Here is a 23,206-nt window from a genome sequence, read left to right as displayed (position 1 = left end):
CGGGTCAGCGCACCGGGCGGGGCGTCGCGGGGTGGTTGCCGGCGTTGACCAGTTCGGCCACCGCCTCGCGGGGGCTCTTCTGCGTGACCAGTCCCTCGCCGACGAGCACCGCGTCGGCGCCGGCCGAGGCATAGCGGATCAGGTCGTGCGGGCCGCGTACGCCGGACTCGGCGATCTTGACGACATTGCTCGGCAGACCGGGCGCGATCCGCTCGAAGACGGAGCGGTCGACCTGGAGGGTACGCAGATCGCGGGCGTTGACCCCGATCACCTGCGCGCCGGCCTCCATGGCCCGGTCGGCCTCCTCCTCGTCGTGCACCTCGACCAGCGCGGTCATGCCCAGCGACTCGATCCGCTCCAGCAGGCCGACCAGCGCGTTCTGCTCCAGCGCGGCGACGATCAGCAGCACCAGGTCGGCGCCGTGCGCGCGGGCCTCGTGCACCTGGTAGCTGGAGACCACGAAGTCCTTGCGCAGCACCGGGATGTTCACCGCGGCCCGCACGGCGGCGAGGTCGTCCAGCGACCCCCCGAACCAACGCCCCTCGGTGAGCACGCTGATCGCGCGGGCACCGCCGGCGGCGTAGTCGCCGGCCAGGTCGGCCGGATCGGCGATCTCGGCCAGCCTGCCCTTGGACGGCGAGGAGCGCTTCACCTCGGCGATGACCGCGACACCGGGGCGCCGCAGGGCCGCGTAGGCGTCCAGCGGCGGCGCGGCGGCGGCGGCCAGTTCCCGGATCCGCTCCAGCGGAACCTGTTCCTGCCGCCGGGCCACGTCCTCCCGGACGCCGGCCAGGATCTCGTCGAGCACGCTGACGGACGCCGCCGGGCCGGGCTCGTCCCCCTCCGCGTGCGCATACTCATCAGCAGTCACCAACGGACTCCCCTCTCCGGGTGTCATGGGCCGATGCTAGGTGGCCCTACCTGGAGCCGACCGCCGGGGGTATGGCGCTCCTCACGAAATGGGCTGCGGCATAATGGCCGACTTGCGCGCATGCGTGGTAACTCTACGTCACCACACCATCGACGTTCACCCATATTGATCTCCGTGTCACCGCCGGCGGGTCGGTCGACACCGAGCCTCGTCGATGCTGTGACCAAGCTCAAGGACGAAGGTCTCTTTGCCTGCTCAGGCCACCTGCCGCAGAGTTGACGGTGCAGTCATCACCACGAAACGTCAGCCGCGCAGCATCGGGGTCGGGCAAACTCGATGACGCGTCTGCCCCACCGCCACGACGATCTCTCCCCGGGGTGATCATGAGTACCTCCGCGCCGCACCAGACCATCGGACTCACCACCATCTCGCGCACCGTCGCGTCGCTCGCCGTCGGCGTGGTCCACACGCTGGAGCGGGCCATGGTCGGGCCCGCCCGGATGCGGACCGCACGCGGCAACGCCTGGGAGGCCATCTGCGCCGACCGGGCCCGGGCCGACCAGCGCGCCGAGTTGGACCGGCTGGTCGCGGAGCTGGCCGCCGCGCGCCGCCACGCCCGGCAGCCGGTCAGCTGACCGTCACCTCCCGCACGTGCGCAGGCGACCTCAGCGCACCGTCGGATCCTCGCCCCGGTCCAACGCGTCCCACGCGGCCACCGTGCCGGCCCCCTGGATCGGCCCGGCCGTCTCGACCGGCTGCCGTGACCCGCGCTCGTAGCGGGCGCCCATCACCGGCCAACGTGTCCCGCGCAGCCCGGTGATCAGCCCACCGGCCGCGGCCAGTACGCCGCCGGCCAGCGTGAGCGCCGGCCACTGCCGGCTCACCTGGTCTCCGATCTCCGCCACCAGGCCGTAGCCCCCGCCGGCGGCCAGGCTCAGCCCGAGCAACGCCAGCAGCCCGCCGAGCACCCGGCGAAGCCGGCCACGGGTGGCCAGCACCGCGCCGCCGCCGGCCAGCCCCACCAGGGCGAGCGCCGGCAGCCACGGCAGCAGTTGCGCGCCGGTCCGCCCCTCGTCGAGGGCCGGCAGCACACCGACGTCCCGCACCCAGGGCCGGGTCGCCGCCCAGAGCGCCAACCCCGCGCCGGCCAGGCAGAGCAGCACGGCGTACGCCAGCTCGCGCCGCCCGGACGCGGGGCGCGCACCGCCGGACTCGGGGCGGGCCGGGTCGTTCATCGGGCCGGCCGCAGCGTCTCGGCGGCGGCGATCGCGGCGAGCACCGCGGCGGCCTTGTTCCGGGTCTCCAGGTCCTCCGCGGCCGGGTCGGAGTCGGCCACCACGCCGGCACCGGCCTGCACGTACGCCCGCCCGGCCCGGATCAGCGCGGTCCGGATCGCGATGGCCATGTCGAGGTCACCGGCGAACCCGAAGTAGCCCACGGTGCCGCCGTAGAGCCCCCGGCGTACCGGCTCCAGCTCCTCGATGATCTCCATGGCGCGGACCTTCGGCGCCCCGGAGAGGGTGCCCGCCGGGAAGGTCGCGGCGAGCGCGTCGAAGGCCGTGCGGTCCGCCCGGAGCGTGCCCACCACCGTGGAGACGATGTGCATGACGTGGCTGTACCGCTCGATGGTGGCGAACTCCGGCACCTCCACGGTGCCCGGGCGGCAGACCCGGCCCAGGTCGTTGCGGCCCAGGTCGACCAGCATCACGTGCTCGGCGCGCTCCTTGGGGTCGGCGAGCAGCTCGGTGGCGAGCCGGGCGTCGGCCTCCGGTGTCGCGCCGCGCGGGCGGGTGCCGGCGATCGGGTGCAGCAACGCCCGCCGCTCACCGTCGACCTCGCCGGTCACCTTCAGGTGCGCCTCCGGCGACGAACCGACGATGTCGACGTCGTCGAAGCGCAGCAGGTACATGTAGGGGCTGGGGTTGGTGGCCCGCAGCACCCGGTAGACGTCCAGCGGGTCGGCGTCGGTGTCGCGTTCGAACCGCTGGGCGAGCACGATCTGGAAGCACTCGCCGGCCCGGATCGCCTCCTTCGCCGCCTCGACCGCCTTCGGGTACCCACCGTCGGGGGTACGGCTGCGTACCGCACCGACGGGCGGGCGGGCGACCGTGGCCACCATGGGCGGGATCGGCCGCGACAGCGCCGTGGTCATCGCGTCCAACCGGCCCACCGCATGGTGGTACGCGGCGGCGATCCGCTCCTCGCGGCCCGGCTCGTCCAGCGGCGGCAGGATCGCGTTGGCGACCAGGATCGCCGAGCCGTCGAAGTGGTCCAGCACCACCAGGTCGGTGGCGAGCATCATGCCCAGCTCGGGCAGGCGCAGGTCGTCCTCGGTGAGCGTGGGCAGCCGCTCGAAACGGCGAACCAGGTCGTAGCCGAGGTAGCCGACCATGCCGCCGGTCAGCGGCGGCATCCCGTCGCCCGGTTGCCCGGGCGGGCCGGCCAGCGCCGTCACCGTCTCGCGCAGCACCTGGACCGGGTCGCCGGTGGCCGGCAGCCCGGCGGGCGGTTCGCCGAGCCAGGCCGCCGCGCCGTCCCGCTCGACCAGCGTGGCGCTGCTGCGCACCCCGACGAAGGAGTACCGGGCCCAGGCCAGCCCCGACGAGCCCACGCCCTGCTCGGCGGATTCCAGCAGGAAGGTCCCGGGGCCGCCGGCCAGCTTGCGGTAGACGCCGACCGGGGTCTCCGCGTCGGCGAGCAGCCGACGGGTGACCGGCACCACCCGCCAGCGGGCGGCCAGCTCGGCGAAGGTTGCCGGGTCCGGGCTCACCCGCGCGTCGGTCATGACGGCACCTCGCCGGTGACGGGGAGGTCGGTGGAGAAGCAGGTGCGCTGCCCGGTGTGGCAGGCGGCGCCGACCTGGTCGACGCTGACCAGCACCGCGTCCCCGTCGCAGTCGAGCGCCACCGAGCGGACGTACTGGTGGTGGCCCGAGGTGGCGCCCTTGACCCAGTATTCGCGCCGGCTGCGCGACCAGTAGGTGGCCCGGCCGGTGGTCAGGGTGCGGTGCAGGGCCTCGTCGTCCATCCAGGCCATCATCAGCACCTCGCCGCTGTCGTGCTGGCGGACGACGGCGGCCACCAGGCCGTCGGGGGTGCGCCGCAGCCGGGCGGCGATCGCCGGATCGAGCCGCGACGGCCGGTCCGGGCCGTCCGGCGGGGTCGGCTGGTCGAGGTGGGCGCCGGTCACCGGCGCGTCAGGAGCGGGCACAGTGACCCATTGTCCCGTACGCGGCGCGGGAACCTGAGCGGGCTCCCGGCTGGCGGCTCTCTGGCTGGCGGACGACCCATCGGTGGGCGACCCATCGGTGGACGCGGCACCGGGGGCGGGGCGGCCCAACTGGATCACGTAGCGGTCCAGGCGCCCGTCGAGCAGGGCGTCGGCGAGATCCGGGCCGGCCGCCCGGGCCACCTCGGCGGCGTACGGGCGGATCAGCGGCAGGGTGCCGGCCACCAGCCGGGCCGCGGCCGCCCACAGCTGGCCGGTCGAGCCGGGCCGCACGCTCAGGCAGCGCAGCATGTCCTCCCGGTAGCCGGCCGGCGCCACCGGCAGGTCGAGCGCGGCGGCGAAGGCCGACCGGCGGGAGACCACCCGCACCGACGGGTTCGCCAGCCGCAGCACCGACGGGCAGAGCCGGGCCAGGTCGGCGGCGGCCAGCCGGGCGCCGAGCGGATCGTCGGCGTCCCGGGCCGAGGCCACCTTGCCGAGGGTGGCGATCAGTTCCTCCAGCCGCGGCTCGTCGGCCGGCTGGCAGAGCACCGGCAGGTCGATCCGGTTGCGCCAGTGCGGGTCGGCCCAGAGCAGCCGGGCGGGGGCGGTCACGGGCAGGCCGAACGCCCAGTCGGCCGGCTCACCCAGCCGGGTCACCCAGGACCGGACGTCCCGGGCCGCGACCGACACGTGGGTCAGCCGGCCGGAGTGCTCCGCGAAGTACGCCCGCCGGACGGCGTACGGGGCGCCACCGACCAGCACGTCCACGTCGACGTCGCTGTGTGCGGTGGCGGCCCGGCGGGCGTGGCTGCCGCGCAGCAGGATGCCCACCACGGGCCGGTCGGCGATCGCCCGCAGCCGCGCGGCCCAGTCGTCGAAAAACCCACTGTCCGGTGACGGAGCGTGATCCACCGCGCCATCGTGCCGTACGTCCGATGCGGGCGCAATGACCGATGACGGACCTACTGTCCGGTCCGATGCCTAGTGCCCGTGCTACGGGCTACTGCCCGGAGATACCGTTTCGCCCCGTTTACTGCCGACTCTCGCCGGCGTCAGTCGAGTTCGCCCAGTTCCGCCCGGCGATAGTGGTCGATCTTGAAGTCGAGCACCTTGAGGTCCTCCTCCAGCTCCGCCATCTGCTGGAGCACCCGCGTCCGGTGCTCCTCGAACAGTGTCCGCCGGGCACCGAGCGTGCCGTCACCCTGCCGGGCCAGCTCGACGTAGCGACGCATGTCGCGCACCGGCATCCCGGTGCGGCGAAGCCGGGTGAGCAGCAGCAGCCAGTTGACGTCCTGCGGAGTGTAGCGACGCCGCCCGGCCGAGTCCCGCCCCACGGGGGCGACCAGCCCCTCCTGCTCGTACCAGCGCAGCGTGTGGACGCTCAGGCCGACCCGGTGGGCCGCCTCGCTGACGGTGAAGGTCTCCTCCCGCGTACCGATGTCCATGGGTCGAGGGTCTCAGCACCGACCCGTCCCGCGCGACCCCGCCGTCCCACCTTGCCCGACCGGCCGGATGTCAACTACCGTTGATTTCAACACATGATGAGTTATGGAGGTGGGTGATGGACGACGCGATCGCCGTCCGTGGCCTGGTCGTGGACCGGGGCGGGCGGCGGGTGCTGCACGGCATCGACGCCACGGTCCCGCGCGGCTCGGTCACCGGGCTGCTCGGGCCCAGCGGCAGCGGCAAGACCACGCTGATGCGGGCGGTCGTCGGGGTCCAGGTGATCACCGACGGCACGGTGACGGTGCTCGGCACCCCGGCCGGCTCGGCCCGGCTGCGTCACCGGGTCGGCTACCTGACGCAGGCGCCGAGCGTCTACGCCGACCTGACGGTGCGGGAGAACGCCCGCTACTTCGCGGCCCTGCACGGTCGCGGCCGGGCCGACGCCGACCGGGCGGTGGCCGATGTCGGGCTGGCATCGGCGGCGGGCCAGCTGGTGGGCACCCTCTCCGGCGGGCAGCGCAGCCGGGCGTCGCTGGCCTGCGCGCTGGTCGGCGAGCCGGAGCTGATCGTGCTCGACGAACCCACCGTCGGCCAGGACCCGGTGCTGCGGGCCGAGCTCTGGGCCCGCTTCCACGAGCTGGCGGCCACCGGGACGACGCTGCTCGTGTCGAGCCACGTGATGGACGAGGCGGCCCGCTGCCATCGACTGCTGCTCATCCGCGAGGGCCGGTTGATCGCCGACGACACGCCCGACGCGATCCGGGCCGCCGCCGGGGTGGACGACCTCGACGAGGCGTTCCTGCGACTGATCAGGACGAGCCAGACCGCACGCGCCGGGGAGGCGTCATGAACCCGCGGATCCTCTCCGTCACCGTCGGCCGCATCCTGCGGCAGCTACGCCACGACCGGCGGACGGTGGCCCTGCTGGTGCTCGTGCCCACCGTCCTGCTCACCCTGGTCTACTACATGTACGCCGACCAGCCCGCCCCGCCCGGGCAGCCGACCACCTTCGACCGGATCGCCCTGGTGATGCTCGGCTTCTTCCCGTTCATCATCATGTTCCTGGTGACCAGCATCGCCATGCTCCGCGAGCGGACCACGGGCACGCTGGAACGACTGCTCACCACCCCGCTGGCAAAGGCCGACCTGCTCTTCGGCTACGGCATCGCCTTCGGGCTGGCCGGCGCGGCGCAGGCCACCATCGCCTCGGCCGTGGCGTACTGGATCTTCGGTCTGGAGACTGCCGGCGGCAGCGGTTTCGTGATCATGATCGCCGCGTTGAACGCGGTGCTCGCCGTCGCGCTCGGGCTGCTCTGCAGCGCCTTCGCCCGTACCGAGTTCCAGGCCGTACAGTTCATGCCGGTCGTGGTCGCCCCGCAACTGCTGCTCTGCGGGCTGTTCGTGCCGCGCGACGAGATGGCCGGCTGGTTGCAGGCGATCAGCGACGTGCTGCCGCTGTCGTACGCCGTCGAGGCCCTCCAGGAGGTCGGCGCGCACGCCGAACCGACCGGCACGATGTGGCGCGACGTCGCGGTCGTCGCGGGCGCGGCGGTGCTGGCGCTGGTGCTCGCCGCGGCCACCCTGCGCCGGCGCAGCGGCTGACCGGCGGCTCGACCCGGGGGCCGGCGGCGCGGGCGCCGACGGGCGGCCCGACTCGGCCCGGCGGCGCGGCGCTGACGGGCGGACCGACGGCTGACGGCGGCCGGGTCCGGGCACGGGGCCACGGCCGGCCGCCGGGACGCACGCGAGGGAGGACGATGATACGGCGGACGGGACGGCGGCCTGGCAAGCCGGGCACGCGGGAGGCGATCCTCGACGCGGCCCGGGCCGCCTTCGCGGAGCGCGGCTTCGACGCCAGCACGATCCGGGCCATCGCCGCCTCCGCCGGTGTCGACCCGGCCCTGGTGCACCACTACTTCGGCAGCAAGGACCAGCTCTTCCTGGCCGCCATGCGGGCGCCCGTCGACCCGCGTGAGCTGCTGCCGGCGGTGCTCACCGGTGACCGTGACGGTCTCGGCGAGCGGCTGGTGCGCGCGTTCCTCACGGTGTGGGACTCGCCGGCCGGCACCGCCGGGGTGGCCCTGCTGCGCTCCGCGGTCAGCAACGAGTGGACCGCGCGGCTGCTCCGCGAGTTCCTGACCACCCAGGTGCTGCGCCGGGTCCTCGACCATCTCGACGTCGACCCGGCGGAACTGCCGCTGCGCGGAGCGCTGGTGGCCAGCCAGCTGATCGGGCTCGGGATGATGCGCCACGTGATCCGCCTGGAGCCGGTCGCCTCCGCGACACCGGAGACCCTGGTCGCCGCGATCGGCCCGACCGTCCAGCGCTATCTCACCGGCCCGCTGCCCGGCTGAGCGGGTTCACCGGTGGCAAAGCACCGGGTGCAGCAGCCTGGTCAGGTCGGCCTGGTCGGCCAGCCGGCGACCGAAGGCGAGCCGGGCCCGCCGCCGGGTGCCGGGGCGTCCGAACGTCACGAGCATGCCGTACCGGTCGATCCGTTCGACGCGGGGCGCGTGCGCGGCGGGACCGGCGGCGAGGCCGAGTTGCCGGCGCAGGTAGTCCGTCATCCGCTCCCCGTGCCGCTCGGTCAGGTGGGTGAGCAGCCCCGCCTCGACCGGGTGCAGCGGATCCGGCTCGGCCTCCGCGTACGCCCCGGGGTCGATCCGGCGGAGTTCGCCGGCCCGGTTCCAGCGGGCCTCGGCCACCTCGAACCGGAACAACCCGAACCGGGTGCCGACGTCGAGCAGGTCGCCGGTCGGCTCCACCTCGGCGAAGTCCACCGCCGCCGCGCGGGACTCGTCGCCCGCCAACCGCCGCACCCAGCCGGAGACCAGCGCCCGGCCGAGCGAGGGCGCTCCGGCGGCGGGCGGCAGGTCGAGCACGTCGAGCACCGCCGCGACGGGACGGTCGTCACCGGCCGGACGCAGTGCCGCCGCGAGATCGCTGACCACCGGCACCAGCAGCAACACCCGGCCGTCCGGGTCGGTGACGTGACGGACGTGGTGCAGGCCGGGCCGGCAGGCCAGGTGGACGAGGCCGGGCAACCGGCCCGCCACGAGGGTCCGGACGATCTCGGCAGAGCTGGGCCGCATTAAACCGACCTCCTTGGTTAGGCTTACCTAACTTGGAGCGTATGGCATCGGCTCGGCGGCGTCTACCGGGTCTGCTCCAGCCACGAGGCGTAGAGCAGGCCGTAGACCGAATCCGGGTCGCGGATCAACTCGTCGTGCGGGCCACGCTGCACGACCCGCCCCCGGTCCACCACGATCACCTCGTCGGCGCCCTGAGCGGTGGAGAGCCGATGCGCGATGGCCAGGGTGGTCCGCCCCCGGGTCACCGCGTCCAGGGTCCGCTGCAAACGGACCTCGGTGGCCGGGTCGACCGCGCTGGTCGCCTCGTCCAGCACCAGCAGGTCCGGATCGGCCACGTACGCCCGGGCCAACGCGACCAGCTGCCGCTCCCCCACGCTCAACGCCTCGCCGCGCTCACCCACCCCGGTGGCCAACCCGGCGGGCAGCCCGTCCAGCCAGTCGGCCAGGCCCAGCTCGGTGAAGGCGGCCGTGAGCTGCTCGTCGGTCAGCTCCGGGCGGGCGAAGCGGACGTTGTCGGCGACCGTGGCGTCGAACAGAAAGCCGTCCTGCGGGACCATCACCACGCGGGAGCGCAACGAGTCGAAGCGGACGTCGGTCAGCGGCACCCCGGACAGCAGCACGGCGCCCGCCGTCGGGTCCATCAACCGGGTGAGCAGCTTGGCGAAGGTGGTCTTGCCGCTGCCGGTCTCACCGACCACCGCCACCCGGCTCTTCGCCGGGATGTCCAGGCTGATGTCGTGCAGCACCGTCGGCCCGTCCGGGTAGGCGAAGCGCACCTCGGCGAAGCGGATGTCCAGCGGCCCGGTGGGCAGCTCCCGCCCCTGCGGGCCCGGGTCGGCCACGTCCGGGGCCACGTCCAGCACGTCGAGCACCCGACGCCAGCCGGCGATCGCGTTCTGCGCCTCGTTGAGCACCTCGGTGGCGATCTGCACCGGCTGGATGAAGAGCGTGACCAGGAAGAGGAACGCGGTGACCTCGCCGATGGTCAGCGTCCGGTCGGCGCCGAGGAACACCCCGAGCACCACCACGCCGGCCAACGCCAACCCGGCGGCCAGTTCCCCGATGGAACTGCCGAGGATGCTGATCCGGATCGCCCGCTGCTGGGCCCGTCGCTGACCGTCGATCGCCTCGTCCAGCCGCCGGGCCGTCCGCCCGGCGACGCCGTACGCCCGGATCACGGACGCGCCGACCACGCTCTCCCCGACCGCCGCCAGCAACGCGCCGGTGCGCTGCCGGACCACGCCGTACGCCGCCGCGAGCCGCCGTTGCAGCACCCGGATCACCAGCACCGCCGGCACGAAGGCGGCGAAGACCACCAGCGTCAACTGCCACGAGTAGGCCAGCATCACCGCGGTGGTGACCGCCAACTGCCCGAGGTTGACCAGCAGGATCACCCCGCCCCACTGGAGGAACTGGGTGATCTGGTCGACGTCGCTGGTGACCCGGGAGACCAGGGAACCCCGCCGCTCGGACTGCTGGTGCAGCATCGACAGGTCGTGCACGTGCCGGAACGCGCGTACCCGCACCCCGGCCAGCGCCGTCTCGCTGACCGTGAACAGGCGGCGCATCATCAGGTAGCCGCAGGCCGTGGTCACCACCAGCACGCCGGCGGTGATCGCCACCACCGTGAACAGCGCGTCCAGGTCGGGCCCGCCGACGATGCCCCGGTCGATGCCCTGCTGCACCGCCACCGGCACGGCCACCCGGCCGATCATGTAGATCAGCGCCAGGCCGAGCGTGCCGGCCAGCCCGACCCGCAGCTCCGGGGAGAGCGCGAGCCCGCGGCGCAGTGTCCGCCACGTCGACTCCACCTGCTCGCTCCTGGCGCTCGCACTCACCGGACCACCTTCGTTCGCGACTGCGGGGCTCGCAAAACCGGCTCACTCCTCGCACTCACCGATCCACCTTCGTTCGCGACTGCGGGGCTCGCAAAACCGGCTCACTCCTCGCACTCACCGGTCCACCTCCAGGCCGGAGGTCAGCGGGGTGACCTCGTCGTACGTGCGTTGCCGGTCGTGGTCGACCTCCGCCTGCTCGTAGGCGGTGACCAGGTCGGTGTAGCCGGGCACGGTGGCCAGCAGGGTGGGATGGGTACCTCGGGCCACCACCCGCCCCTGCTCCAGGTAGATGACCTCATCGGCGAGGGCGATGGTGGCCCGGCGGTAGGCCACCACCAGGATCGACGCCCCCGGCCCACCGGCCGCGGACGAGCGCAGCCCGGCCAGGATGGCCGCCTCCACCCGGGGGTCGACCGCGCTGGTCGCGTCGTCGAGCACCAGCAGGCGGGGGCGCCCGGCCAGTGCCCGGGCGAGGGTGAGCCGCTGCCGCTGACCGCCGGAGAGCGAGGTGCCCCGCTCGCCGACCATCGTGTCCAGCCCGTCGGGCAGGGCGGCGACGAACCCGTCGGCCTCGGCCAGGCGCAGCGCCGCCCAGACGGCCTCGTCGTCGATGCCCGGACGGTCCAGCGAGACGTTGGCCCGGACGGTGTCGTCGAAGACGAACGGCACCTGGGCCACCAACGCGGCGGCGCCGGCCAGCGCGTCCGCGGTCAGCTCGCGAACGTCCACGCCGTCGATGCTGACCGCGCCGGAGTGCGGATCCACCAGGCGGACCGCCAGCGCCGCGATGGTGGACTTGCCGGCACCGGTCGGCCCGACCAGGGCGACGGTCTGCCCGGCGCCGACGGTGAAGGAAACCTCGCCGAGCACCTCGGCGCCGGGCAGGTGCGCCTCGGCGGGCTCGTAGGCGAATCCGACGCCGCTGAAGGTGAGGGTGGCCGGCGCCGCCACCGACGGGTCCGGCCGCGTGTCGCCGTACGGCATCTCGCCGGTGGCGTCGAGCACCCGGCGGACCCGGTCCCAGCCGGCGACGCTGCGCGGCAGTTCGGCCAGCACCCAGCCGATGGCCCGCACCGGGAAGGCCAGCACGGTGAAGAGGAAGGCCACGCTGACCAGCTCGGACACCTCGATGGCGCCCTGCCGCAGCCGGTACGCGCCAACCACCAGCACGGCGAGGGTGCCGAGGCTGGGCAGGGTCTCCAGCATCGGGTCGAAGATGCCGCGCAGCCGACCGACGGAGATCAGTGCGTCGCGCAACTGGCCGGCCCGGGCCGCGAACCGGCCGGTCTCCTGCGCCTCCCGACCCATCGTCTTGACCACCAGCGCGCCGTCGAAGCTCTCGTGGGCGATGCCGCTGACCTCGGCCCGTAGCCGCTGGGCGCGCGCCTGGCGGGGGGCCATCCGGCGGGAGTACGCCACGTTGAGCGCGAACAGGGCCGGGAAGACGGCCAGCCCGACCAGCGCCAGCGCCCAGTCGACGGCGAACAGTGACACCACCGCGCCGACCAGCATCACCAGCGTGCCGACCGCGAAGGGTAGCGGCGCGATCGGCTGCCAGGCCGCCTCGACGTCGGAGTTGGCGTTGGACAGCAGCGTGCCGGTGGCGTTGCGGTGATGCCAGGACAGCGGCAGGTCCAGGTAGCGGCGGGTCACCCGGCGGCGGTAGGCGGCCTGGAGGCGGAACTGCATGTAGCCCGCGCCGAGCCGCCGACCGAAGATGCCGACCACCCGCAGCACGCTCAGCCCCAACAGCGCCGTGGCGGCCACGGCCAGGGTGCCCACCGCGACCGACCCGCTCTCGACCGCCGGGACCACCACATCGCCGACCACCGCGCCGACCACGAACGCGCTGGCGACCACCATCAGGCCGAACAGCACGCTGCCGGACACCGCGACCGCGAAGATCCTCGGCTGCTCCCGGATGGCCTGCCCGAGCACGGCCAGCCCGCGACCGAGTACGTCCCGACTAGTCCCGCTCGCCACGTATCTCCCCCGCCGTAAGCCGCCATAATCCTCTCTCATCCTTACCGCTGTCCGCCCGGTCCGCCGACCCGCGGCGATATGTCCGACGTCACCCCCGGATGGCTACAGTTGACGTCCCGGACCCCGACCGGCGGCCGCACCGGCCTACGATCAGCGTCATGCCCCGGTACGCCCGATCGGAGCGCGAGGCGCTCACCGAGCTGATGTCCACCCTCGGCCCGGATGCCCCGACCCTCGACGAGGGCTGGACGACCCGTGATCTCGCCGCACACCTGGTCATCCGGGAACGCCGGCCGGACGCCGCGGCCGGCATCGCGCTCAAGCCGCTGCGCAACCGCGCCGAGCGGATCCAGCGCGAGGTGGCCGCACTCGACTGGGCCGAGCTGCTCGACCAGGTGCGACGCCCTCCCGTGTGGAGCCCGGTGAGCAACCCGCTCACCGACGAGTTGGCCAACACGATGGAGTTCTTCATCCACCACGAGGACGTACGCCGCGCCCAGGCGGACTGGCGGCCGCGGGAGTTGCCGGTGGAACTGGAGCGGACGCTGTGGCGGCGCGGCCGGCTCCTGGCCAGGATGGCCCTGCGCCGCTTCCCGGCCCGGCTGCTCGTCCAGGCACCCGGGCACGGCGAGGTGACCGTCGGCCGCGGCGGTGAGCCGCTGCGACTGGCCGGTACGCCGGGTGAGCTGGTGCTGTTCCTGTCCGGCCGACAGCGGGCAACGCGGGTGGAGTGCGACGGTCCTCCGGCGCTGGTGGACCGGCTGCGCGGCAGCAACCTGGGCTTCTAACCCTCTGTGCGGAACCGGCCACGGGGAAATCCGAAACGTTATTCGCCTGATCGACCGGCCATCATCCGTGCTCCCTTACGCTGTCCGCGCCGCCTCGTGGGGGGGCGGCGCGACAGGGAGCGCGATGCGAAGCTTTGCGGTGTCAGCCCTGCGTGAGCCCCCGTTCCCCGGTCCCCGGCACGACGGCACCGAACGGGTGGCCCGGGAGAGCGCAGACTGGGCGCAGGATCTGGGCCTGATCAGTAACGGGCAGCGGCTGCGCCGGGCCGACGCCGCCGGGCTCGCCGGCCGGGCCTGCCCGCGGGCACCGTTGGACCGTCTGCGCATGCTGACCGACCTGATCTCCTGGCTCTTCGTGATGGATGACGCCTGCGACGAGGACGGCCTGGGCGCCGATCCGACCCGGCTCGCGCCGACCGTGGCCGCCCTGCTGGACGTGCTGGACCGCCAGGGCGCGCCGGGCCCGGTGCCGGCCGGCGCGGCCGGAGCGCTGGGTCTCGGGCTGGCCGACCTGTGCCGGCGGGTCCGCGCCCACCGACGCCCGGCCGTCCTGCTCCGCTTCACCGCCGCGATGCGCGAATACCTGCTCGCGCTGCTCTGGGAGGCGGCCAACCGGGAACACGGGCGGGTGCCACCGGTCGACGAGTACGTCCAGATGCGCCGTCACACCGGCGGCGTCTACCCGAGCCTCACCCTGACCGACCTGGCCCTGGACGGCTTCCCACCGGCCTCCCGCCGGGCCGACCCCGGCTGGGCCGCCCTGGAGTCGCTGGCGGCCGACCTGATCTGCTGGTGCAACGACGTCTTCTCCTACGACAAGGAGCAGCAGGACGGGCCGGACGCGCACAATCTGATCACGGTGCTGACCCGGGAGACCGGCGACGAGTCGGCGGCGCTGCGGGCCGCCGCCGACCGGTTCAACGACCGGCTCGACGCGTACCTGGTCGCCGAGAACGACCTGCTGGCCAGCCACGGTGACGCGCTGCGCCCGGCGCTGGACACCCGGCGGAACTGGATCCGGGGCACCTACGACTGGTCGCGGGCGGCGGCGCGCTACGCCTGAGCCGGGCGCTCCATCAGCCGGGACGGACTGGCAGCTGATCGTCAGCACTAGCCGATGCCCCCTGCCAGGCAATACCCTTCGGTAGCGAACACCGACCGTGACGACCGTCACGCCTCCACCCCCGAAGGCGGCTACAGCGATGGCTCTCGATGTACCGTACCACTCCATTCCTGACATGTTCCTCAAGCGTGTGGCGGCGACCCCCGACCGCCACGCTTTTGCCCACCCCGGTCCCGACGGACCGGTCTGGCTGACCTGGGAGCAGGTCGCCCGGCGGGCCAAGGCGGTCGCCGCCGGCCTGCACGGCCTCGGCGTCGGTCCGGAGAATCCGGTGGCGATCCTGGCGAACACCCGGATCGAGTGGGTGATCGCCGACTTCGGCATCATGTGCGCCAGCGGCGCCACGACCACGGTCTACCCGACGACCGAGCCGGAGGACGCCGCCTACATTCTCGCCGACTCCGGCTCCCGGGTGCTGTTCGCGGAGGACCCGGAGCAGGCGGCGAAGATCGCCGGGGCGGACCTGCCCGCGCTGACCCACGTGATCCTCATCGACGGCACCCCCGACCCGGCCGCGCCGGTGCCCCAGCTGACCCTCGCCCAACTGGAGGAGCAGGGTGCCCAGCGCCTCGCCGAGGATCCGGAGCTGATCGACCGCCTGGTCGCCGGCATCGGTCCGGACCACCTGGCCACCCTGATCTACACCTCCGGCACCACCGGCCGACCCAAGGGGGTCGAGCTGATGCACGGCGGTTGGTGCTGGGAGGGCGTGGCGCAGGAGGCGGTCGGCCTGCTGCGCGACGACGACCTGCAGTACCTCTGGCTTCCGCTGTCCCACTCGTTCGGCAAGACGCTGCTCTGCGGCGCCACCCACGTCGGCCTACCGACCTACGTGGACGGGCGGGTCGACAAGCTGGTCGAGCTGCTCTCCGTGGTCCGTCCGACGCTGATGTGCGGCGCGCCCCGGGTCTTCGAGAAGGTCTACAACAAGTCGGTGACCACCGCGCAGGACGCCGGTGGCGCGAAGGCGAAGATCTTCGCCTGGGCCGTCGGCGTCGGCAAGGAGAAGGTCGCCCTGGAGCAGGCCGGGAAGCCGGTGCCGGGGGCGCTGAAGCTGAAGTACACGGTGGCCGAGAAGCTGGTCTTCAGCAAGCTCCAGGCCCGTCTCGGCGGCCGGATCCGGGTGCTGGTGTCCGGTGCCGCCCCGCTCAGCCCGGAGATCGCCACCTTCTTCTCCGCGGCGAACCTGCCGATCTCCGAGGGCTACGGGTTGACCGAGAGCAGCGCCGGCAACTTCGTCAACCCGCCGGACGGGCTGCGGATCGGCACCGTCGGCAAGGCAATGGGCGACCTGGAGTGCCGCATCGACACCGACGGCGAGATCCTGCTCAGGGGCCGGCCGGTGATGCGCGGCTACCACAACCTGCCCGAGGAGACCGCCGCCGCGTTCACCGAGGACGGCTTCTTCCGCACCGGTGACATCGGCTCCCTCGACGACGACGGCTACCTGCGCATCACCGACCGGAAGAAGGACCTGGTCAAGACCTCCGGCGGCAAGTACGTCGCGCCGTCGCACATCGAGGGCATGTTCAAGGCCACCTGCCCGTACACCTCGCAAGCTGTGGTCATCGGCCAGGCGCGCAACTACTGCACGATGCTGGTGACGCTGGACCCGGACGCCATCGCCGGGTGGGCGGCCGGCACCCCGCTGGAGGGCCGCCCGTACGCCGAGATCGTCGCCTCGCCCGAGGCCCAGGCCATGGTGGAGGAGTACGTCGCCCAGCTCAACGACAAGCTGAACCGCTGGGAGACGATCAAGAAGGTCACCATCCTGCCGCGTGACCTGACGATCGAGGACGGCGAGATCACCCCGTCGATGAAGATCAAGCGTCGTGGGGTGGAGGGCAACTTCGCCACCGAGATCGACAAGATGTACGCCGGGACCGTCGCCGAGATCTGACGACCGTTTCCCCGCCGGTCCCGCACCCGAGCCGGGTGCGGGACCGGCGGGCTTCCGGCGGGCGATGTCACAGGTGGCGGCCCCGCCAGGTGGTCTGCTCCGCCTCGACGGCGAGTTGCTCCGCCAACGCCACCTCCCGGACCCGCCGGCGCAGCGGCGCGTCCACCAGCGTCTGCACCGCGGTCGTGGCCAGTACCGCCACGGTGAGCGCCCCGAGGGCCACCAGCTCCGGCACCCGGGCGGCGACCGGCACCAGCGCCGCCAGCAGGGCTGTCCCGGCGATCGTCGGCCAGCGCACCACCCGCAGCACCCGCCAGCCGAGCGCCACCAGCGCCAGCAGGTAGAGCGCCACCCCGCCGTGCAGGACCAGCAGGTCGAACCCGGGCAACACGCTCCCGGCCGGCGTGGCCGGCGCGGCGGCTCCGCCGAGCATCCGTTTGAGCCCCAGGGCGAACAGGATCGGGCCGGCGACCAGTGGCAGGTGCAGGTAGGTGTAGGCGTCCCGGGCCAGCACCGCGCGCGCCAGCCGGTCCCGGGTGCGATGCAGCGCCTGCTCCATGGCCAGCGCGAGGGTGTCGAAGTACGCCCACCACAGCGCGGCGACCACCACCACGCCGAGCGTCGCCGCGATGATCACCAACCAGGTCAGCGGCAGGTCGATGACGAACCCGGCGCCGAGCCCCAGCGCGATGATCGTTTCGCCGAGCGCCACCAACACGATCTGGGCGTGCCGCTCCGCCCAGTGGCCGGCCGACAGCACCGTCCAGCCGCTGCCGCGCAGGGCCAGCGCGGCGCCGTACTCGACGGCGAGCGCGGCGATCCACAGCACCAGCCGCACGCCGAACTCGCCGGGCTCGCCGGCCAGCCGCTGCGGCACCAGCGCGGCGGCGAGGACCAGCGCCGCCACGATCAGCCCACGGCCCATCACGAACAGGAAGCGACGGCGCAGTTCACGGTCGCCACGGGCCAGCCAGCCGAAGATCGCCACCTGCACGGCGCGGACCAGGAAGTAGCAGACGGCGAACACCAGCGGGCCGGGCAGCCCGCCGGCCTCGCTGTGGAAGGCCTGCGGCATGGCCAGGGCGAACACGAACGCCCCGGCCATCGTGGCGAACGCGACGAACGGCAGGATGCCCTGGTCGGTCCGGACCACGTTGCCGAGTACGGCGAACCCGGTCCACGCCCACCAGAGCAGGGCCAGCACGATCAGGCACTGCACCAGGCCGCGTGCCGTGGGGTTGTCGGCGGCGAGCGTGGTGACGTTGATGAAGGCGAAGACGAAGACGAGGTCGTAGAAGAGTTCCAGGCGGGTGGCGCGGGAGCCCGGGGCGCCGGGCCGTACCCCGCGTGACCACCGCACCCCCTCGACGCCCTCCACCCCGGCAGTCTGCCCGTCGCCGCCGGCCCAGGTCAGGCGATGACGCTCGGCTCCCGCCATCGGGGCTGCCCCGCCCGGTCCAGGTCGTAGCGGACCGCGGCGATCCGCCCGACCGCCTCGACCAGGTCGGCGGCCGGAAGGGTGAAGGGCAGCCGCAGGAACCGTTCGAGCGTGCCGTCCAGGCCGAACCGGGGGCCGGGCGCCAGGCGTACGCCGGTCTCCTCGGCCGCCCGCGCCAGCGCGCTGGAGATCGGCCCGTCCAACTCGGCCCAGAGCGTCACGCCACCACGGGGGACGACGACCCGCCACTGCGGCAGCCGGGCGGCCAGCGCGTCGAGCAGCGCGTCCCGCTGGGCGGCCAGCTGCGCCCGCCGGGCGGCCCGGATCGCCGGCCCGGCGTTCAGCAGGTGCACGGCGACCAGCTGGTCCAGCACCGGGCTGGCCATGTCGACGCCCACCCGGGCGGCGGCCAGCCGCTGCACCTGCGGTGCGGAGGTCCGGATCCAGCCGATCCGCAGCCCGCCCCAGAACGGCTTGCTCATCCCGCCGATGCTGACCACCCGGGAGTGCCGGTCGAAGCTCGCCGTCGGCGGCGGCAGCTCGGTCCCGCCCAGTGGCAGGTCCACGAAGGACTCGTCGATCACCAGGTCGGTGCCGACGGCGTGCGCGGTGGCCACCAGCCGCTCCCGCAGCTCGGCCGACATCAGATGGCCGGTCGGGTTCTGGAAGTCGGGGATCAGGTACCCCACCCGCGGGCGCACCTGCCGCAGCGTGCCCAGCAGCAGATCCGCGTCCCAGCCGCTGGCGTCGGCGGCCAGGCCGTAGGTGGTGATCCGGGCCCGGCGGGCGGCCAGCGCCGCGAGCGCGTTGGGGTAGCTCGGCGACTCCACCAGCACACCGCCACCCGGGGCTAGCACCAACCGCAGCACCAGGTCCAGGGCGTGCTGCGTACCGTTGGTGACCATGATCTGCTCGGGCGAGGTGGGTAGTCCCCGCTCGGTGTACCGCTGGGCGACCGCCTCCCGCAGCTCGATGATCCCGACCGGGTGGTACCCGGCACCACCGAGGTAGCGGGGCAGGTCCTCGGTCGCCGCGCGGGCCGCCGGCAGCAGCTCGGGCGGCGCGGCCAGCGCCGCCACACCGAGGTCGAGCACGTCCCGGTCGTCCAGCGGGGTCCAGAGCCCGTTGGCGGCCACCCGGTGCGTCCGGGGCAGCATCGTCCAGCTGCCCGCGCCCCGCCGGCTGGCCAGGTGCCCGCTGTCGCGCAGCTCGCGGTAGGCGGCGGTGACGGTGGTCCGGCTGATCCGCAGCGCCTCGGCCAGGTCCCGCTCGGCCGGCAGCCGCACGCCCAGGGGCAGTCGCCCGTCGGCGAGCAGACCGCGTACGGCGCCGGCCAGCGCCGCGTAGTCGGGGCTGCGCCGCCGGCCGGGCAGGGCGTGCCACTGCCCGAGCAACCGCGCCAATTGGACGCCGCGGACCTGATTCGCCATGGCCACTCCCCCGATATTGGCTCTATGATGTCGCCGATTGGCACCTAGAGTGGCATCCGTGGCATTGATTGGCAACCTCCAGCACCGGCCGGTCCGGCGGCTGACGCAGTTGTTCGTCGGACTCTTCCTCTACGGGTTCAGCATGGCGCTGATGATCCGCTCCGGGCTGGGGCTGAACCCCTGGGACGTATTCCACCAGGGGTTGTCCCGGCTGACCGGCCTGAGCATGGGCACCGTGGTCATCGGTGTGGGCGCGCTGGTGCTGCTGGCCTGGATTCCGCTGCGGCAACGCCCGGGCATCGGCACCGTGGCCAACGTGGTGGTGATCGGCCTGGCGGTCGACGCCACCCTGGCCCTGCTGCCACCCGGCGGGCCGCTGCCCCTGCGGATCGCGCTGCTGACCTGCGGCATCGTCGGCAACGGCGCGGCCACCGCGCTCTACCTCGGTGCCCGCCTCGGGCCCGGCCCCCGCGACGGGCTGATGACCGGCCTCGTCGCCCGCCGGCCCGGCCGGTCGCTGCGCCTGGTCCGCACCGTCATCGAGCTCGGCGTGCTGGCCACGGGAGCGCTGCTCGGCGGGACGGTCGGCGTCGGCACGGTCGCCTACGCGCTGACCATCGGCCCGCTCGCCCAGCTGTTCCTGCCCCTCTTCGACGTCGCCGAGCCGGGCCCGCCGGCGCCGGAGCGGATCGAGGCGGCGCCGGCCACCTGACGGTCACCGCGCACCGCCCCATACCGGATCGGGTCAGATTCGTCCACCCCCGAGCTACTGTCGGCAACAACACCATCACCGGATGTCGCAGTAAGCCGGGCGGTATTTTCCTGAAGCCGGGTCGCCCGGCAGAATCTCCGCATGGGGGACAACGCCTGGCGTCGCACCGACGCATGGATCTTCGTCTCGTTGGTGATCGCCAGCGGCGCCGGCCGCCACCGGCGATCCGCGACCACCCGCCGCCCCGAGGGCGTACGCCTCGCCGACGTGCTCTCCACCGCCGACCACCTCGACCAGACCATCCCCGAACGGCACGACATCGAGGAGGCGATCCGCCGGCTGCTCGGTGCCGGCCTGGTGGACGTCTCCGACGGCTGGTTCCGGCTCACCGCCGATGGCGAACGCCTCTGGCGCTCCCGGCCGAGCGCCGGGCTGGCCACCACGGTCGACACCGTGCAGGGGGTGCTCAGCCGCCGGCACGCCCCCGGCACCGCGGAGTGGCACCTCGACGAGGCCGAGCACACCGCCGCCGTGCAGGAATACCTGGTGCGGTCCATCCCGATGCCCCGGCGCTCCCCCGAGGGCCACTCCGGGTGGGGCTGAGCCACCCGCCAGGCGACGTCAGCGCACCGGGTGGCCCGCGGCGCGCAGCACGTCCTTGACCTGCGCCACGGTCAACTCACCGAAGTGGAAGACGCTGGCGGCCAGCACCGCGTCGGCGCCCGCGCCGACCGCCGGGGGGAAGTGGGCCACCTCGCCCGCACCGCCGCTGGCCACCACCGGCACGTCGACGACCCGGCGCACCGCGCCGATGAGTTCGAGGTCGAAGCCGGCCTTGGTGCCGTCGGCGTCCATCGAGTTGAGCAGGATCTCCCCCGCACCCAACTCGGCACCGCGCCGCGCCCACCGCACGGCGTCGAGCCCGGTACCGCGCCGGCCACCGTGCGTGGTCACCTCGAAACCGCTGGGCGTGGTGCCGGCCGGGGCCCGCCGGACGTCCAACGAGAGCACCAGCACCTGCCGACCGAACCGCTCCGCGATCTCGGCGAGCAGTTCCGGCCGGGCGATCGCCGCCGTGTTCACCCCGATCTTGTCGGCACCGGCGCGCAGCAGAGTGTCCACGTCCGCCACGGTGCGGACGCCGCCGCCCACCGTCAGCGGGATGAAGACCGACTCCGCTGTGCGCCGGACCACGTCGAGCATCGTGCCGCGATCGCCGGAGGAGGCGGTGACGTCGAGGAAGGTCAGCTCGTCGGCGCCCGCGCGATCGTACGCGGCCGCCAGCTCGACGGGGTCGCCCGCGTCGCGCAGGTCGAGGAAGTTGACGCCCTTGACCACCCGGCCCGCGTCCACGTCGAGACAGGGGATCACCCGCACCGCCACCGTCATGCCGCGAGCCTATCCCTGCGCCGGCGGTGCCGACCCGCCCGACCGGGCGAGGACGTCCAGGGCCTGCGCCACGGTGAACGCGCCCGCGTAGAGCGCCTTGCCGGCGATCACCCCCTCCACCCCGACCGGCTCCAGCGTGGCCAACGCCCGCAGGTCGTCGAGGGTGGAGACGCCGCCGGAAGCGATCACCGGCGCGTCCGTACGGGCGCACACCTCACGCAGCAGGTCCAGGTTCGGCCCGCGCATGGTGCCGTCCTTGGTGATGTCGGTGACCACGTACCGGGAGGCACCCGCCTTGTCCAGCCGCTCCAGCACCTCGTACAGGTCGCCGCCGTCGCGGGTCCACCCCCGGGCCGCCAGGGTCCGGCCCCGCACGTCCAGCCCGATCGCGACCCGGTCGCCGTACTCCGCGCAGACCCGGTCACACCACTGCGGGTCCTCCAGGGCGGCCGTGCCGATGTTCACCCGTGCGGCGCCGGTGGCCAGCGCGGCGCGCAGCGAGGCGTCGTCACGGATGCCACCGGAGAGTTCGACCCGTACGTCGAGGCGGCGCACCACGTCGGCGAGCAACTCGGCGTTGGCGCCCCGGCCGAACGCGGCGTCGAGGTCGACCAGGTGGATCCACTCGGCGCCGTCACGCTGCCACGCCAGGGCGGCGTCGAGCGGGTCGCCGTACGCGGTCTCGCTGCCCGCGGCGCCCTGCACGAGCCGGACGGCCTGGCCGTCGGCGACATCCACGGCGGGCAACAGGGTGAGGCTCATCTGTCTTGTCCCTCTCACATGGTCAACGGCGGTCCAGGGCGATCACCACGATCACCGGCAGTACGAGCAGTAGCAGCACGATCAGCATGAGGCGAAGGGCGAGGTCGGGCACGAGCGCCCAGATGAGGACGATCGCCGCCAGCGTCAGCGCCACGATGGCGGACCGCTCGCCCCGGGAGTACCTCGGCAGCCGACCCGTCCGGCCGCGACGCACCGTGGGCACCATCCGGCGCAGCAGCGCGCGGCGTCGGTCCCGGCGGGCCGTCGCGCGTTCCCGCAGCACCCGGCGCCGCGCCAGCTCCGCCTCCCGGGCCGCCCGGCGCTGGGCCCGTTCCTTGCTCACCGCGACTCCCGGCCGGCGCCACCCACCGGGTCAGCCACCGGACGGGACGGTGGCCAGCCAGTTGCGCAGCAACGCGGCACCGGTGTCGGCGGACTTCTCGGGATGGAACTGGGCGGCCGAGAGCGCACCCCGTTCCACGGCGGCGACGAAGTCGCCGTCGTGGTGGGCCGTGGTCACCCTCGCCCCGGCGGCGGCCAGCGCGCCGGCGTCACCGACGGCGTAGGAGTGGACGAAGTAGAACCGGCTGTCGGCGGGCAGGCCGGCGAAGAGCACCGAGCCCACCGGCGCCTGCACGGTGTTCCAGCCCATGTGCGGCAACCGGGCGGCGGCGAGCCGGGTGACGGTGCCCGGCAACAGGCCGAGCCCCTTGGTGACCACCCCGTGCTCGTCGCCGGACTCGAAGAGGATCTGCATGCCCACGCAGATGCCCAGCACCGGCCGGCCCGCGGCGACCCGCCCGGCGATCACCGGGCCGGCACCGATCGCCTCGATCCCGGCCATGCAGGCGGCGAAGGCACCCACCCCGGGCACCACCAGACCGTCGGCGTCGGCCGCGGCGGCGAGATCACCGGTGACCCGTACGTCGGCACCGGCCGCGGCCAGCGCGCGCTCGGCGGAACGCAGGTTGCCCGAGCCGTGGTCGAGCACCACGACGCGCCGCCGGCCGTCGGCCGGCCGGCCGACGATCCGGTCGGTCACGACCCCTCCCCGGGCAGCAGCCACAGCACCCCGGCGACCGTGGCGAGCACCGCCAGCAGCGCGGTCACCACCACCGCGCCGCGCGGTGCGCCCTGCCGGTGCAGGGACACCGTCCCGCCCACCAGCACCCCGGCGAAGATCAGCAGCAGCGTCGGCAGCACCCCGCTCATCGGCGGCACCCC

General features: G+C 73.8%; 24 protein-coding genes and 1 pseudogene. 9 read left to right on the top strand and 16 right to left on the bottom strand.

Going from position 1 to position 23,206, the window contains the following annotated elements:
- Nucleotides 1-4 precede the first annotated feature (4 nt).
- Nucleotides 5-808 carry an indole-3-glycerol phosphate synthase TrpC gene (gene trpC, locus O7615_RS22385; protein WP_278182197.1) on the bottom strand — a complete coding sequence of 268 codons (804 nt, stop codon included), beginning with the start codon at nt 806-808 and terminating at the stop codon, nt 5-7.
- 446 nt (nt 809-1,254) lie between these two features.
- Between trpC and O7615_RS22380 the strand changes: the two genes are divergently transcribed.
- Nucleotides 1,255-1,506 (top strand): hypothetical protein, encoded by a 252-nt coding sequence (locus O7615_RS22380; protein WP_278179754.1) that lies wholly within the window; start codon nt 1,255-1,257, stop codon nt 1,504-1,506.
- Between the two features lie 30 nt (nt 1,507-1,536).
- On the opposite strand, the gene O7615_RS22375 is transcribed toward O7615_RS22380, so the two are convergent.
- The 5 genes and pseudogenes from O7615_RS22375 to O7615_RS22355 form a co-directional block, all read right to left on the bottom strand.
- Nucleotides 1,537-2,106 carry a Trp biosynthesis-associated membrane protein gene (locus O7615_RS22375; protein WP_278179753.1) on the bottom strand — a complete coding sequence of 190 codons (570 nt, stop codon included), beginning with the start codon at nt 2,104-2,106 and terminating at the stop codon, nt 1,537-1,539.
- The gene (locus O7615_RS22370) at nt 2,103-3,656 is read right to left on the bottom strand and encodes an anthranilate synthase component I (RefSeq protein ID WP_278179752.1); all 1,554 of its coding nucleotides are present in this window, start codon (nt 3,654-3,656) and stop codon (nt 2,103-2,105) included. Before O7615_RS22370 ends, O7615_RS22375 begins: the two co-directional genes overlap by 4 nt.
- Complete coding sequence (gene hisI / locus O7615_RS22365) at nt 3,653-4,081, bottom strand: phosphoribosyl-AMP cyclohydrolase (RefSeq protein ID WP_278182196.1); 429 nt, start codon at nt 4,079-4,081, stop codon at nt 3,653-3,655. The genes O7615_RS22370 and hisI overlap by 4 nt, the downstream gene beginning before the upstream one ends.
- Nucleotides 4,082-4,306: 225 nt before the next feature.
- A pseudogene (locus tag O7615_RS22360) lies at nt 4,307-4,630 on the bottom strand (phosphoribosyl-AMP cyclohydrolase); the annotation flags it as partial.
- A 503-nt stretch (nt 4,631-5,133) separates the two neighbouring features.
- Complete coding sequence (locus O7615_RS22355) at nt 5,134-5,526, bottom strand: MerR family transcriptional regulator (RefSeq protein WP_278179751.1); 393 nt, start codon at nt 5,524-5,526, stop codon at nt 5,134-5,136.
- A 116-nt stretch (nt 5,527-5,642) separates the two neighbouring features.
- Here O7615_RS22355 and O7615_RS22350 point away from each other — a divergent pair, with 116 nt between their 5' ends.
- The 3 genes from O7615_RS22350 to O7615_RS22340 all read left to right on the top strand — a co-directional run bounded on the left by O7615_RS22350 (nt 5,643) and on the right by O7615_RS22340 (nt 7,881).
- Entirely contained in the window at nt 5,643-6,377 is a 735-nt protein-coding gene (locus tag O7615_RS22350) for an ABC transporter ATP-binding protein (protein WP_278179750.1), read from the top strand.
- Nucleotides 6,374-7,129 carry an ABC transporter permease gene (locus O7615_RS22345; RefSeq protein ID WP_278179749.1) on the top strand — a complete coding sequence of 252 codons (756 nt, stop codon included), beginning with the start codon at nt 6,374-6,376 and terminating at the stop codon, nt 7,127-7,129. The genes O7615_RS22350 and O7615_RS22345 overlap by 4 nt, the downstream gene beginning before the upstream one ends.
- Before the next feature lie 155 nt (nt 7,130-7,284).
- The gene (locus O7615_RS22340) at nt 7,285-7,881 is read left to right on the top strand and encodes a TetR family transcriptional regulator (protein ID WP_278179748.1); all 597 of its coding nucleotides are present in this window, start codon (nt 7,285-7,287) and stop codon (nt 7,879-7,881) included.
- A 6-nt stretch (nt 7,882-7,887) separates the two neighbouring features.
- Here O7615_RS22340 and O7615_RS22335 read toward each other — a convergent pair whose 3' ends face one another.
- The 3 genes from O7615_RS22335 to O7615_RS22325 all read right to left on the bottom strand — a co-directional run bounded on the left by O7615_RS22335 (nt 7,888) and on the right by O7615_RS22325 (nt 12,440).
- Entirely contained in the window at nt 7,888-8,619 is a 732-nt protein-coding gene (locus tag O7615_RS22335; RefSeq protein WP_278179747.1) for a DUF2470 domain-containing protein, read from the bottom strand.
- 62 nt (nt 8,620-8,681) lie between these two features.
- Nucleotides 8,682-10,457 (bottom strand): ABC transporter ATP-binding protein, encoded by a 1,776-nt coding sequence (locus O7615_RS22330; protein ID WP_278179746.1) that lies wholly within the window; start codon nt 10,455-10,457, stop codon nt 8,682-8,684.
- 114 nt (nt 10,458-10,571) lie between these two features.
- Nucleotides 10,572-12,440, bottom strand: a complete 1,869-nt coding sequence (locus O7615_RS22325; protein WP_278179745.1) for an ABC transporter ATP-binding protein — start codon at nt 12,438-12,440, stop codon at nt 10,572-10,574.
- Between the two features lie 158 nt (nt 12,441-12,598).
- Here O7615_RS22325 and O7615_RS22320 point away from each other — a divergent pair, with 158 nt between their 5' ends.
- From O7615_RS22320 to O7615_RS22310, 3 genes are all read left to right on the top strand, one after another.
- Complete coding sequence (locus O7615_RS22320; protein ID WP_278179744.1) at nt 12,599-13,228, top strand: TIGR03085 family metal-binding protein; 630 nt, start codon at nt 12,599-12,601, stop codon at nt 13,226-13,228.
- Between the two features lie 124 nt (nt 13,229-13,352).
- Nucleotides 13,353-14,291, top strand: a complete 939-nt coding sequence (locus O7615_RS22315; protein ID WP_278179743.1) for a terpene synthase — start codon at nt 13,353-13,355, stop codon at nt 14,289-14,291.
- A gap of 139 nt (nt 14,292-14,430) precedes the next feature.
- Nucleotides 14,431-16,251 carry a long-chain fatty acid--CoA ligase gene (locus O7615_RS22310; RefSeq protein ID WP_278179742.1) on the top strand — a complete coding sequence of 607 codons (1,821 nt, stop codon included), beginning with the start codon at nt 14,431-14,433 and terminating at the stop codon, nt 16,249-16,251.
- Between the two features lie 67 nt (nt 16,252-16,318).
- Here the strand turns inward: O7615_RS22310 and O7615_RS22305 are convergent, their stop codons facing one another.
- Nucleotides 16,319-17,689: a low temperature requirement protein A gene (locus O7615_RS22305; protein WP_278179741.1), complete on the bottom strand. Its 1,371-nt coding sequence runs from the start codon at nt 17,687-17,689 to the stop codon at nt 16,319-16,321.
- Nucleotides 17,662-19,119: a PLP-dependent aminotransferase family protein gene (locus O7615_RS22300; RefSeq protein WP_278179740.1), complete on the bottom strand. Its 1,458-nt coding sequence runs from the start codon at nt 19,117-19,119 to the stop codon at nt 17,662-17,664. Before O7615_RS22300 ends, O7615_RS22305 begins: the two co-directional genes overlap by 28 nt.
- A gap of 58 nt (nt 19,120-19,177) precedes the next feature.
- Between O7615_RS22300 and O7615_RS22295 the strand changes: the two genes are divergently transcribed.
- Together O7615_RS22295 and O7615_RS22290 are read left to right on the top strand one after the other, a co-directional pair.
- A complete protein-coding gene (locus tag O7615_RS22295) occupies nt 19,178-19,831 on the top strand; it encodes a hypothetical protein (protein WP_278179739.1) in 654 nt (217 codons plus the stop codon).
- A gap of 141 nt (nt 19,832-19,972) precedes the next feature.
- Complete coding sequence (locus O7615_RS22290) at nt 19,973-20,434, top strand: hypothetical protein (RefSeq protein ID WP_278179738.1); 462 nt, start codon at nt 19,973-19,975, stop codon at nt 20,432-20,434.
- Nucleotides 20,435-20,452: 18 nt separating this feature from the next.
- Here the strand turns inward: O7615_RS22290 and hisF are convergent, their stop codons facing one another.
- The 5 genes from hisF to O7615_RS22265 are packed head-to-tail and all read right to left on the bottom strand — an operon-like array spanning nt 20,453 to nt 23,194.
- Nucleotides 20,453-21,220, bottom strand: a complete 768-nt coding sequence (gene hisF, locus O7615_RS22285; RefSeq protein WP_278179737.1) for an imidazole glycerol phosphate synthase subunit HisF — start codon at nt 21,218-21,220, stop codon at nt 20,453-20,455.
- 9 nt (nt 21,221-21,229) lie between these two features.
- Nucleotides 21,230-21,982 (bottom strand): bifunctional 1-(5-phosphoribosyl)-5-((5-phosphoribosylamino)methylideneamino)imidazole-4-carboxamide isomerase/phosphoribosylanthranilate isomerase PriA, encoded by a 753-nt coding sequence (gene priA / locus O7615_RS22280; protein WP_278179736.1) that lies wholly within the window; start codon nt 21,980-21,982, stop codon nt 21,230-21,232.
- 22 nt (nt 21,983-22,004) lie between these two features.
- Entirely contained in the window at nt 22,005-22,325 is a 321-nt protein-coding gene (locus tag O7615_RS22275; protein WP_278179735.1) for a hypothetical protein, read from the bottom strand.
- 30 nt (nt 22,326-22,355) lie between these two features.
- Nucleotides 22,356-23,024: an imidazole glycerol phosphate synthase subunit HisH gene (hisH, locus tag O7615_RS22270; protein WP_278179734.1), complete on the bottom strand. Its 669-nt coding sequence runs from the start codon at nt 23,022-23,024 to the stop codon at nt 22,356-22,358.
- Nucleotides 23,021-23,194: a hypothetical protein gene (locus O7615_RS22265; protein WP_278179733.1), complete on the bottom strand. Its 174-nt coding sequence runs from the start codon at nt 23,192-23,194 to the stop codon at nt 23,021-23,023. The genes hisH and O7615_RS22265 overlap by 4 nt, the downstream gene beginning before the upstream one ends.
- Nucleotides 23,195-23,206 lie beyond the last annotated feature (12 nt).

Source organism: Micromonospora sp. WMMD1082, from assembly GCF_029626175.1.
Classification (GTDB): domain Bacteria; phylum Actinomycetota; class Actinomycetes; order Mycobacteriales; family Micromonosporaceae; genus Micromonospora.
Note: the sequence above shows the minus strand (reverse complement) of the source record. Positions and strands in the feature narration are given on the sequence as shown.